Raw genomic sequence first — 11,610 nt, forward strand, 5'->3', positions numbered from 1 at the left:
CGACGCCTCAGATCACCGAGCCGCGGGCGGCGATGCCGCCGTCGATCGTGACTACGGTGCCGGTGATGTAGCCGGACCGCGGCGAGGACAGGAAGGCGACGAGATCGGCGACCTCTTCCGAGGTGGCCGGCCGCTTGCCCGGATATTTGTCGAACAGTTCCTGCCAGCGGCCTTCGTCGCCGAGCATGTCGATCGCCTTGCGCTTCATGATCTTGAGCATGCGGTCGGTGGCCACCGGACCCGGATTGACCGCGACGACGCGCACGCCGTGGTCAAGGCTGCGGCCGCCGAGCGCCTTGGTAAAGGACATCAACGCCGCATTGCCGGTCGAGCCTGCGATATAGCTCGCGTCCCAGTTCTCACCGGAATTGCCGATGATGTTGATGATGACACCGTCCTTGCCCTTCATGCGCGGATAATAGAGGCGCGACAGCGTGATGTAGCCGAACACCTTGAGATCGAAGCCGCGCCGCCAGGCGGCATCGTCGAGGATTTCAAGCGAGCCGGCCGGGATGTCGCCGGCATTGTTGATGAGGATGTCGATATCGCCGACCTCGGCCGCGAGCTTTTCCATCGCCGCTGTGCTCGACAGGTCGAGCGCATGGATCGTGATCTTCACGCCATGGCTGGCTTCGAGCTGCTTCTTGGCCTCCAGCATCGCCTCGCCGTTACGGGCGGCGAGATGCAAATGACACCCCTCGGCGGCGAAGAGCTCGGCCACCGCCAGTCCAATTCCTTTCGACGCGCCGGTGATCAGGGCGGTCTTGTTCGTCAGCTTCAGGTCCACTCCGGGTCTCCAGGATGCAAGCCAGATATACAAAGTATAGCAATTTGCATACCAATAGGCCGGAGGTCATTCGAAGGCGGCTAGAAAGTCCAGGAGGTTGTCGCCGAGCAGGTTGACGTGGTCGCGCATCGCGTTGTGCGCCCGCTCGGGATCGTGGGCAAGGATCGCCTGCATGATCGCCTCGTGCTCGCGGACGGTGTCCGCGATCCGGTTCGGCATCCGCGTCACACGGCGGCGATAGGCGGCGACCTGGTTGCGCAGCTTGCGGGTCTGGTCGGCGAGGAACGTGTTGCGCGAGGCCTCGTAGATCGCTTCGTGGAATTCCTGGTTGATGTCGTAGAAGACGTCGATGTCCCCGGCTTCGCCCGCCGCCACAAGTCGCTGGTGAATCTTATCTATTTCAGTTCCCCAGGCCTGCGAGACGCGCCGGGCGGCGAGCCTTGCGCAAAGCCCTTCGAGCTCGGCCATCACCTGGAACATCTCGATCAGCGCCTGCGCCTTGATGCTTCGGACGGTCGCGCCCTGCCGGCCGCGCAGCTCGACCAGATTGTTGGCGGCCATCAGGCGGAACGCCTCCCGCACAGGCGTGCGCGAAACGCCAAAACGCTGGGCGATCTCCTGCTCGTCGAGCCGGCTCCCCGGCTCCAGATGACCGGCCGCGATCGCCCCTTCGAGCTTCTGGCGCAGGCTCTCGGCGAGCGTCACGCCCGGGCTCGCGGCAAGCGCTTCGTGCCCATTTTTGACGCGTTTGCCTCCGTCATGTGCACCAATACCCGCCATTATGTTTCCCCGACATCAAAGAACGTATACATCATGGCATTCTCACCCTAACGAAGCGACCTACTTTCGGTCGGAGATGCCCGTATCTCCGACCTATTCATCGTCGATCTCGCAAGTTTTATGCCTGATTTGCTCGGAAATGACACTGGCACACGAGTTGCTAAGAGATTTCGACGCGGTCCGCTTTCGTATGCGAATGACCGCCGCCATTATACAAGGACATGCTGGTGCAGGCCGCCCGCCTCCCCGATCCCGGACCGACCATCGAAGCCCCGCAGGTTCACCCGAAGCCTGAGCCGCTGCTCGAGCTGCGCGCGATCAACAAGACCTTCGGCTCCGTCGCGGCGCTGTCGGGACTCCAGGCGAGCGTCGCCCCCGGCGAGTTCGTCACCGTCGTCGGCCCCAGCGGCTGCGGCAAGAGCACTCTCTTCAATATCGTTGCCGGCCTTGAGGAGCCCGACGCCGGCGGCATTCTGCGCTTCGAGGGCACGAGCTGCCATGCCGCCGACCTGCTCGGCCGCGTCTCCTTCATGCCGCAGCGCGATTTGCTGTTTCCCTGGCGCAACGTGGTGGACAATGCCATCCTTGCGCTCGAAGTCGAGGGCATGAAGCGCGACCAGGCGCGTGCCAAGGCGCTGAAGATGCTGCCCGAGTTCGGGCTGGCCGGCTTCGAGAAGCAGTACCCCAATCAACTGTCCGGCGGGATGCGCCAGCGCGTCGCCCTGATGCGCACCTTCCTGTTCGAGCGCGACCTGATGCTGCTCGACGAGCCGTTCGGCGCGCTCGATGCGCTGACGCGGGCGATGATGCAGCGCTGGTTGCTCGACGTCTGGCAGAAATACCGACGCACCATTCTCTTCATCACCCACGACGTCGACGAGGCGATCTTCCTCGGCGACCGCGTGCTGGTCATGACGGCGCGTCCCGGCTCGGTGAAGCTCGAACAAATCGTCGACCTGCCCCGCCCGCGCCGGCCCGAGATCGTTACCTCTCCCGAATTCGTGCGCCTGAAGCGCACGCTGCTCGATGCGATCGAGGAGGAAAGCATGAAGTCGTTCCAATCCTCCATCGCGCAGGAGACGTCGCAATGAGCGGGATCGACCCGGCCGAATGGGATGCCCGCGTCAAGCTCGCGGCCTGCTACCGCATGGTCGCCAAGCTCGGCATGGACGACCTGATCTACAACCACATCTCCATGCGTGTCCCCGGTCACGACGACCAGTTCCTAATCAATCCCTACGGTCTACTGTTCGACGAGATCACGGCCTCGAGCCTGGTGAAGATCGACACCAAGGGAAACAAGCTCGACGACACGCCCCACGCCATCAACGTCGCGGCCTTCGTCATCCACGCTGCGATCCACACCTCGAACCACGATGCGGCCTGTGTGCTGCACACCCATTCCGACGCGAGCGTCGCGGTTTCAGGACAGGAGAAAGGCCTGCTGCCGCTCAGCCAGTTCGCGATGCGCTTCTACGACCGCCAGGCCTTCCACGATTACGAAGGCGTCGCCATCGACCTCGACGAGCAGGTCCGCCTGGTTCGCGATCTCGGTCCGCACAAGGTGATGCTAATGCGCAACCACGGCATCCTGACCGTCGGCCGCACGCCGGGCGAGGCCTTCATGCTGCTCTATTATTTCGAGCGCGCCGCACGGATCCAGCTCCAAATGCAGGCGGCGGCCGCAGCCGGCGCCAAGCTGGTGATGCCGCCGCACGAGGTTTGCGAGAAGGCCGCCCGCCAGTTCTGGGAATTGCAGGGCGACATCCTCGTCCCCGGCGAACGCGAATGGCCGGCGTTGATGCGCCAGCTTGACCGCACCGATCCATCCTATCGCAATTGATCTTCACCGTCTGGAGTATGACCATGTTGAGCCGTCGCCACGCCCTCTCCGTCCTCTCCGCGATCGCACTGGCGACCGGCTCGCTTGTCACGGCTGCGCCCTCCGCAGAGTTGCAGAAGGCAAGCCTGCGGCTGAAATGGCTGCCGCAGGCGCAGTTCGCCGGCTTCTACGTCGCGGCGGCCAAGGGCTACTACAAGGCCGAGGGCATCGACCTCACCATCAATCCCGGCGGGCCCAACCTGCTGACCGAAAACCTGGTCGCGACCGGCGCGGACACGTTCGGCCTCTCCGGCGGCACCGACAGCGTGTTCGCCGCCCGTGACAAGGGACTGCCGATCGTCTGCATCGGCGTGTCGCACCAGATCACGCCATTTATCTTCGTCACCCGCAAGGACGGGCCGGTGAAGACGATCCAGGATTTCAAGGGCAAGACCGTCACCACCTGGTTCACCGGCGCCAACCATGTGCTCAACGGCATGCTGGCCAAGGAAGGCATCAAGCCGGACGAGCTGAAGATCCAGCCGCAGCAGGTGTCCGTGACGCCGTTCGTCGACGGCAGCGTCGATGTCGTCACGGCGACTTATTACAACGAGTTCTACACCATCCAGTCGCGCATGCCGAAGGACAGCCTGAAGACCTTCGTCGCCGAGGATTACGGCATCACCTTCCCCCGCGACACGCTCATCGTAGCCGAGGCGACCGCCAAGGAGAAGCCGGAACTGGTCAAGGCGTTCCTGCGCGCTTCGCTCAAGGGTTGGAAGGACGCATTCTCCGATCCCAAGGGGGCCGTCGACACCGTGATGGCCGCCGCTCCGACGCTTGATCGGACGCAGCAGGAGTTCATGCTCATGGAGGTTAAGCGCCTGATGACCGCAGGCGCGGCCGCCAAGAACGGCATGTTCTGGATCGACGCCGACGCGGTCAAGACCGCCCACGACTTCTTCCTGAGATATGGCGTGATCTCCAAGCCGCTGGATCTTGCCGCCGCCTATGATGCCAGCTTCATCCAGAGCGTCCCCGTGGCGGATCGGTTGCCGTGAGCGGCCCTGCCGCGACATCGCTCAGTGAGGCCGCCGCCGCGACGCGGTCGATCACGATGCCGGATCCGCTGCGCAAGCTGATCCGGCTCCTGCTCGGCCTCGCCATCGCGGCAGTGATCTGGGAAGGCGCGGTGATACTGTTCGGTATCAGGCCCTATTACCTGCCGCGTCTCAGCACCATCCTGCTGGCGATGGCGGCGACGCCTCGGGCCTATGTCGACGGTTTCCTGCGCACGTTGGCGGAGACGCTGATTGGCTTTGCGTCGGGCGGCACCTTCGGCGTGCTCATGGGCATCGTGTTCTTCCGCGTCCGCGCGCTGCGTGAGATGATCTTTCCGATCTTCGTGGTGTCGCAGACCATTCCGGTCATCGCCTTCGGCGCGCTGGTGGTGCTGTGGTTCGGCAACACGCTGCTCGCCAAGGCGATCATCGCATTCTACCTGACCTTCTTCCCGGTGACCGTTAATACGCTGCTCGGTCTCGAGACCGTCGATCCCAAGCAGGTCGCCCTGATGCGCAGCTTCGGCGCCTCCAATCGCCAGCTGCTACTGCGCCTGCAGTTGCCGACCGCGCTGCCGCAGATCTTCGTGGCGCTGCGGCTCGCGGCATCGCTGAGCCTCGTCGGTGCCATCGTCGGCGAATGGTTCGGCGACACCACGGGTCTCGGCGTGCTGCTGCTCCAGGCCATGTTCACCGAGAATGTCGTGGCGATCTGGGGCGCGCTGCTCGCCGCAGCCCTGCTCGGCACCGGGTTCTATGCAGTGGTCGCCGCGGCCGAGCGGCACCTCGTGTTCTGGAACGCCGAGCAATGAGCCGGGCGATCGCCTCCCCCTCGCTCGCCGTCCAGCGCGGCATTCTCGGCGCCGTCCTCCTGGTCGCGTGCTGGGAAGGCGTGGCGCGCGGACTGCATCTACCGGCCTATGTACTCCCCGCCGTCAGCGAAATCCTCGTCGGCCTCTGGTCCAAGCGCGCAATACTCATCGACGCCGCCGGCTACACCCTGCTCGAAGCGCTCGCGGGCTACGGGCTCGGATGCCTGATCGGGATTGGCCTCGCCGTCGCCATCGCATTAGTGCCGGCATTGCGCAGCGCGATCCTGCCGCTCGCCACTGCGATCAATTCGGTGCCCGTAGTCGGCTATTCCCCGCTGATCCTGCTCTGGTTCGGCATCGGGGTCAGCTCGAAGATCGTGATGGTGGCGATGGCGGTAAGCTTCACCATCCTGCTGTCGATGCTGGCCGGGCTCGACCGTGTCGATCGTCGCGCCGTCGACCTCATGCGCAGCTTCGGGGCAAGCCGTTTCGGCGTGCTGTGGCGCCTACGGTTGCCGACTGCGCTACCGCTACTGCTCGCCGGCATGCGCGTCTCCACGGTGCGCAGCGTGATCGTGGCGATCGTCACCGAAATGCTCGGCGCGCATGGCGGATTCGGCTGGGTGATCTATCAGGCCGTGCTCCAGATCGACTTCGTCCAGGTCTGGGCAGCGATCTTCGTCGCATCCGCGGCGAGCCTCGCCTTCTTCGGCCTGATCGGTTTCCTCGAACGCAAGATCCTGTTCTGGACGTGACGCCAGGAAACACACCATGAAACGACAGATGCATCTCGGCCTGTTCATCCTGGGCACCGGCAGCCACGTCGCAGGCTGGCGCTATCCCGGCGCGGTCGACAGCTTCCAGGATTTTGCGGCAATCCAGGAGATCGGCCGCACCGCCGAGCGCGGCAAGTTCGACCTGATCTTCATGGGCGACAATCTCTATGCCGACGCCGCCGCCCATCCCTCCTACACGCTGCGGCTGGAGCCGCTGACCATGCTGGCGGCCCTTTCGACCTCGACCAGCCATATCGGGCTCGGCGCCACCGTCTCCACCACCTATAGCGATCCCTTCTCGGTCGCGCGCGTCTTCGCCTCGCTCGATCACATCTCGAACGGTCGCGCCGCATGGAACGCGGTGACGACGGCCAATCCGGCAACCGCGGCGAATTTCGGCACCACCCATCCCGACCACGCCCGCCGCTACGAGATGGCCGGTGAGTTCCTCGACGTGGTCAAGGGCCTGTGGGACGGCTGGGCGGATGACGCCATCGTTGCGGACCGCGCCAACGGCATCTACATCGATCCGGCGAAGCTTCGCCCGATCGACCATGAAGGCGCGTTCTTCAAGGTGAAGGGCCCGCTCAACATCGGCCGCAGCCCGCAAGGCCGCCCCGTCGTGCTTCAGGCCGGCGGCTCCGAGGCCGGACAGGCACTTGCCGCGCGCACCGCCGACATTGTGTTTTCGGTGGTGCAGGATATCGACGAAGCCAAGGCCGGTTACGCCTCGCTGAAGACGCGCCTGCCGGCGTTCGGACGCAGGTCCGAGGACGTCACGGTGCTGCCGGGCGTGATGCCCGTCGTCGGCCGTACCGACAAGGAGGCGTTCGAGAAGCTCAACGTGCTGCAGAGCTTCGTCAGCGGCAGCAACGCACTCGCCATCCTCTCGGACCGCTTCGGCCGCGACATGTCGGCCTACGATCTCGACGGGCCGATCCCCGACATCGCGCCGTCGGACAGCTATCACAGCTTTGCCAGCGTCATGCTCGCCAAGGGCCGCCGCGAGAACATGACGCTGCGCGATCTCTACAATCTCACCGCCGCCGCTCGTGGCCATTGGGTGCTGTGCGGTTCGGCCGAGCGTATCGCGGACACGCTCCAGCTTTGGTTCGAGGAGCATGCAGCCGACGGCTTCAACGTCATGCCGCCCTATTTCCACGAAGGGTTCGAAGATTTCGTCCAGCTCGTCGTGCCGATCCTGCAGGAGCGCGGACTGTTCCGCAGCGATTATGAGGGGACGACATTGCGCGATCATCTCGGCCTCGCGCGGCCGGCGAACCCGTTCTTCGCGGCTTAGAGCACCCCGGCAGTTCGCAGTGCCTGCGCGAGTGCCTGCAACTCGCCGCGTGTCGCTGGCGGCTGCGGCGGCCGCGCCGAGACCGCCAACTCGCTCGAGCAGAAGGGCATCGCAAAATCTGGGTCCGTGACATCGCCGGCACAGACATTACGTTTGCCTTCCGCGACAAGCTGCCTGGCCAAGCCGTTGCCGACGCGCTGACGGCGATCCGCGCCGACGGCACCTATGACAAGCTGTTCGACAAGTTCGGCATGCCCAAACTGAAGGCCACGACGTTCGCCATTCGCGGCGACGGATCGACCAATTAACAAGCTTGCGCTGCCTCATGTGTGGCCGCGCATATACGACCGCCCCTATCAACAACTGCCGTTGATGAGAGAACAGCATCCGCCCGCTATACTCGTTGGTCGCGGGGAACGCGACCAGTCCACACCCTAAGGACGGCTTGATCTCGGATCGATCAGCACGACTATTCGACTACGTGGCGATTGAGTGGCAATTTTCATCTTCGAGAACTGAGGTTGCTCGTCAGCACACGCACAGTCTGCGGTCATCCTCGAAAACTTTACATTGCACTTGCACCACTGAAGGCCGAGCCGTCCGCCTCAGAAGGCTTGCCCCTCGTTGGCTGAGCAGCGCGACATTGGCGCCCGCCTCAGCGAGATGGAGCGCGGTCGCCAAGGCCAGTATATCCGCCGCCGACGATGGCCGTGTCGACCTTGATCGAGCCATTCAGTCCGGCGATGTCAGGCGCCGGTGGTGCGGTCAATTCCCAGAGACCGTGGGCTCTGGCGTTGCCTAGCATCGGCTCCGACGTCCTCTTTTGCGTCCGCCCGCGGGTCGGATTGTCCGAGCACGTTTGCACAACGCTGCGACGCCTCTTCGATCACGAGCAGGTCTATGACAGCTTCGTGAAAGGCTGACATGCGGCGCGCCACCAACACGATCAATTACGGCCGCACGCTTCCGCTCGCCCAGGGCGTCAAGTTCGACGTCGATTGAATGGAAATCGCCGTGAACGCGTCACTGCAGACATCTTTGCATTTCCGGCCGACCTCCCGCCTCTCGTCGATCGGGATATCCAGCGATTTTACGGAGCTGCTTCGCGCGATCGCTCTTGTACCAAGGTGGTTACCGAGGCGAGACAACGACGACTACCCTTCCGCACGGTAGAGCGTTGGAACGCAAAACGGCAGATTACGCTATCGAGACTCTCGTTGACGTCGCGCACGCGATGCCCGTGAAACGCCATCCACGTCTCGATCCGGCGTACGCCCGTGCGTCCCAGCCCCGGCTGTGCAAGGAGTTCGGCCCTGGTATGGAGCGACGCAATTTCGAGGAGATAGTTCATGCGCGTCGACGGCTCCCTGCCGATCAACGCCGCAAGTGGGCTGTAGACCAATATGACTGCGATCCGCTCCGGCAAATGACTCTGGCTTTGCTCGAGAGCGAAGGCTTTCCTCACGGTCAGTTCCACCCGAACCTACAAACATTCCAAAGATCGTTCTAAGAACATCTCTAGCAGAGCCGTTCGGCGTTGTCCCCGGTGCACACCCCCTGGTTGATATCGATTAGACAAGTTCTAGATCGAGGCCGTTCCAGGTCAATTATCGGAACACGCCAGATTGCGTCCTGCGGACATCGCGAATTAGGCCGCGACCTCAGCTTGAGCCGTGCCAGAAGCAACCCTTGGCCGCAGACGTAGGTTTTGCGGTCTCACCGCACTCGTCGATACGGGATCCCTGCCGGCCGTGCTTGCCGTGCCGGATTCGCCTGGTCCGGCACAGCAATTGGCGTGTCATCACCGCGAGCTAGGCAATGAGTTCCCGGCGCGATATGGTCGAAAGCAGCGACTCCGCAATCTCTTGCGACCGCACGGCAATCACCGAAAGCAACGTGTCGCTCAGGCCGTGGGAGGATTCCGAATAGCCCTGGAGGTGGATCTGCGGCCGGAACGCTGGATTGGTCACGAGCCGGTAGTTGCGATCCAGCGCCGCATCGCGAATGTAGCGGCGGATCGGTTCGAGAAACCCGTGCGGCGTATCCCTGTCGTATCCCGTCGCCAGAACGACCACGTCGTAAGTCGAACGACGGTTTTCGCCGCGGAACTTGTCGATCACGCCGATCTCGATGCCGTCCGGTCCCGCATCCACATTGGTAATCTCGCTGCGGGGACGCAACACGACCCTTGCGTCGCCACCGACGCGCTGCTGGTAGAGCAGCCGATACAGCTGGTCCAGCAGGTCGGAATCGACGACGGCATAGTTGGTGTTCCGGAAGTTGCGGACGATCGCATCCCGCCGCTCGGCAGGCTGCGCGTAGACGAAGTCCGTATAGTCCGGGTTGAAGATCTCATTGACGAAAGGACTGCTGTCGGACGGCTTGAGAGCATGGCCGCGGAAGATCAGATCGATGTGCGCTTCAGGACATCGGCCATGAAGATCGACCGTTACCTCCGTCGCGCTCTGCCCGCCACCGACGACGGCCACGCGCACGGCCCGGCCGCGCGGGACAACGCGCTCGATCAGGTCGAGATAGCGGCTGGAATGCAGCAGCCTGCGATCGTCGGCGGCCTCGGCAAACACCTGCGGAACATAGGGCTGGCCTCCTACCGCGACCACGAGATTTCGCGCCAGCCGCACGGTCTCTCCGTCGGCGAGCGAGCGCGAATGCACCCGCAACGATGTCACCGTCTGCCCGGCCGTCACCGGCTCGACGGCGACGATGGTCTCGCCGTAAGCGGCTTGCGACTTGAAATGGCCCGCCACCCACTGCAGGTAATCATTGAACTCGACCCTGCTCGGATGGAACGTCCGGCAGTTGATGAACTCCAGCAAGCGGCCGCGCTTGTGCAGATAGTTCACGAAGGTGAAGGGGCTGGTCGGATCGCGCAAGGAGACAAGGTCCTTGAGAAACGATATCTGCATGTCGCTGCCTGGAAGCAGCATGCCGCCATGCCAGGTGAAGTGCGGCTGCTTCTCCACGAACAGCGGCGTGCATTTTTGCCGAGACCGCTTCGCGCATTCGTCCAATGCGATCGCAAGCGCGAGGTTGGAGGGCCCGAATCCAACGCCGATAACGTCGTGCTCGACCGCAAGTTGATGAGACATGAAGCTGCGCTCCGCTCGAGCTCTAGGATGGGACCGCCGGGCCGGCAGCTGCCGGAAGCCAGAGCCGATCGCCGAAGAAGCGCTCGCGTAACAACATCACCAGGGTCGCGCGCTTATGGGGAAAGTCGAAATTCTTGATCTTCGCGAACCCCGAGCGCTCGAGATTGCGAAGCTGCTGGGAGTGCGCCGCCGCCGGCTCCCCGACGATCCGCTGCGTACGGCAATCGTCAAGGAACATGTAGTGCATCAGTGACGGCAGCCACGCGCTGATATAACGACCGCCGCGAAAAGCGTCCTCGCCCACGACCACGTGCCATCCCCGGTCATAGTCATCGGCATCATAAAACGGCGCGATGCGATTTTCCTTGGCCCAGTAAAGTTCGAAATAGCCAAACGGCTCATCACCGAAGCTGCCGATCAACGGCAGCATATGGGGATCAGCCAGGTTGCCGGCCAGATATCGCCGATGCTTGTCGAGATCGCCCGCCTCGTTCCAGAACGCATCGACGCGGGGGTCATTCATCCAGCGATGCAACAAATGGAGATCATTCTCGAGATCGGCCACGCGAAACGAGATGACCTCAGACAGCCAGGGAATGAAACGGCCGTACACCTTTCCCGTCGGCTTTGCGGCGCGGCGCGGATGGCGCTTGCCGTCCGTCATGACGTGGAGTTGCGGCAATGGCGGTCGCCCGGGGTTGACCAGCCAGTTGTCCCGCCGCTGCATGACCAGTTCGGGCAGCAGCACCAGCTGCCCCTCGGACATGATGGCAAGGCCGCTATCCATCAGTTCCCGTGCAAGCGACGCTCCTTCAGCGAGACCGAGAACGAGCCGATCAGCGCCCGGCCTCCAAGCGAACAGCGCTTCGGCGGACGCCGACACGGCCCTTGCCGCAAGCTGACTGTCCTCCGACGCATTCAAAATCTCGAGGTGATCGACGCGATCCCGAAGACGCAGTTCCAATGCCGTTACGTCGTCGGCAACGACGCGAAGGCGATCGTCCTCCTGGAAAACGGTCTGAGCGGAATATGGGCCGACCGGGAACGCACGAGGTCCGGTCCCGGAATCCGAAGCCTTGTTCATCCGGCCCTCGCATCTCGATCATCGCTGATGTGTGGTGTAGATCACTCGCCTACAGGCTGACAAGGAATGCGCGCACAC

At 63.4% G+C, this 11,610-nt stretch carries 10 protein-coding genes and 1 pseudogene; 6 read left to right on the forward strand and 5 right to left on the reverse strand.

The window, feature by feature from the left end; translation table 11 throughout:
• Positions 1-7 precede the first annotated feature (7 nt).
• Together EDE08_RS32105 and EDE08_RS32110 are read right to left on the reverse strand one after the other, a co-directional pair.
• Positions 8-787 carry an SDR family oxidoreductase gene (locus EDE08_RS32105; protein ID WP_131873215.1) on the reverse strand — a complete coding sequence of 260 codons (780 nt, stop codon included), beginning with the start codon at positions 785-787 and terminating at the stop codon, positions 8-10.
• Between the two features lie 66 nt (positions 788-853).
• Positions 854-1,492, reverse strand: a complete 639-nt coding sequence (locus tag EDE08_RS32110; RefSeq protein WP_207917526.1) for a GntR family transcriptional regulator — start codon at positions 1,490-1,492, stop codon at positions 854-856.
• 302 nt (positions 1,493-1,794) lie between these two features.
• Here EDE08_RS32110 and EDE08_RS32115 point away from each other — a divergent pair, with 302 nt between their 5' ends.
• The 6 genes from EDE08_RS32115 to EDE08_RS32140 are packed head-to-tail and all read left to right on the forward strand — an operon-like array spanning position 1,795 to position 7,338.
• A complete protein-coding gene (locus EDE08_RS32115) occupies positions 1,795-2,658 on the forward strand; it encodes an ABC transporter ATP-binding protein (protein ID WP_131873213.1) in 864 nt (287 codons plus the stop codon).
• Complete coding sequence (locus tag EDE08_RS32120; protein WP_131873211.1) at positions 2,655-3,410, forward strand: class II aldolase/adducin family protein; 756 nt, start codon at positions 2,655-2,657, stop codon at positions 3,408-3,410. Before EDE08_RS32115 ends, EDE08_RS32120 begins: the two co-directional genes overlap by 4 nt.
• A 23-nt stretch (positions 3,411-3,433) precedes the next feature.
• Complete coding sequence (locus EDE08_RS32125; protein WP_131873209.1) at positions 3,434-4,450, forward strand: ABC transporter substrate-binding protein; 1,017 nt, start codon at positions 3,434-3,436, stop codon at positions 4,448-4,450.
• Positions 4,447-5,262 (forward strand): ABC transporter permease, encoded by an 816-nt coding sequence (locus tag EDE08_RS32130; protein WP_131873207.1) that lies wholly within the window; start codon positions 4,447-4,449, stop codon positions 5,260-5,262. The genes EDE08_RS32125 and EDE08_RS32130 overlap by 4 nt, the downstream gene beginning before the upstream one ends.
• Positions 5,259-6,017, forward strand: coding sequence for an ABC transporter permease (locus tag EDE08_RS32135; protein ID WP_131873205.1), 759 nt, complete (start codon positions 5,259-5,261; stop codon positions 6,015-6,017). Before EDE08_RS32130 ends, EDE08_RS32135 begins: the two co-directional genes overlap by 4 nt.
• A 16-nt stretch (positions 6,018-6,033) precedes the next feature.
• A complete protein-coding gene (locus EDE08_RS32140; RefSeq protein WP_131873204.1) occupies positions 6,034-7,338 on the forward strand; it encodes an LLM class flavin-dependent oxidoreductase in 1,305 nt (434 codons plus the stop codon).
• Positions 7,339-7,959: 621 nt separating this feature from the next.
• Here the strand turns inward: EDE08_RS32140 and EDE08_RS39545 are convergent.
• The 3 genes and pseudogenes from EDE08_RS39545 to EDE08_RS32160 all read right to left on the reverse strand — a co-directional run.
• Positions 7,960-8,143, reverse strand: a pseudogene (locus tag EDE08_RS39545) (FAD-dependent oxidoreductase); the annotation flags it as partial.
• A gap of 1,006 nt (positions 8,144-9,149) precedes the next feature.
• Positions 9,150-10,448 (reverse strand): lysine N(6)-hydroxylase/L-ornithine N(5)-oxygenase family protein, encoded by a 1,299-nt coding sequence (locus EDE08_RS32155; RefSeq protein ID WP_131873202.1) that lies wholly within the window; start codon positions 10,446-10,448, stop codon positions 9,150-9,152.
• 22 nt (positions 10,449-10,470) lie between these two features.
• The gene (locus EDE08_RS32160; RefSeq protein WP_131873200.1) at positions 10,471-11,532 is read right to left on the reverse strand and encodes a GNAT family N-acetyltransferase; all 1,062 of its coding nucleotides are present in this window, start codon (positions 11,530-11,532) and stop codon (positions 10,471-10,473) included.
• Between the last annotated feature and the right edge of the window lie 78 nt (positions 11,533-11,610).

The sequence above is a fragment of the Bradyrhizobium sp. R2.2-H genome, assembly GCF_004346455.1.
GTDB classification, from domain to species: domain Bacteria; phylum Pseudomonadota; class Alphaproteobacteria; order Rhizobiales; family Xanthobacteraceae; genus Bradyrhizobium; species Bradyrhizobium diversitatis.

What these genes read in the sequence shown, in the direction of transcription:
- EDE08_RS32120 (WP_131873211.1), top strand. Translation starts at nt 2,655, where the DNA reads ATGAGCGGGATCGACCCGGCCGAATGGGATGCCCGCGTCAAGCTCGCG.
- EDE08_RS32125 (WP_131873209.1), top strand. Translation starts at nt 3,434, where the DNA reads ATGTTGAGCCGTCGCCACGCCCTCTCCGTCCTCTCCGCGATCGCACTG.
- EDE08_RS32135 (WP_131873205.1), top strand. Translation starts at nt 5,259, where the DNA reads ATGAGCCGGGCGATCGCCTCCCCCTCGCTCGCCGTCCAGCGCGGCATT.
- EDE08_RS32140 (WP_131873204.1), top strand. Translation starts at nt 6,034, where the DNA reads ATGAAACGACAGATGCATCTCGGCCTGTTCATCCTGGGCACCGGCAGC.
- EDE08_RS32155 (WP_131873202.1), bottom strand. Translation starts at nt 10,448, where the DNA reads ATGTCTCATCAACTTGCGGTCGAGCACGACGTTATCGGCGTTGGATTC.
- EDE08_RS32160 (WP_131873200.1), bottom strand. Translation starts at nt 11,532, where the DNA reads ATGAACAAGGCTTCGGATTCCGGGACCGGACCTCGTGCGTTCCCGGTC.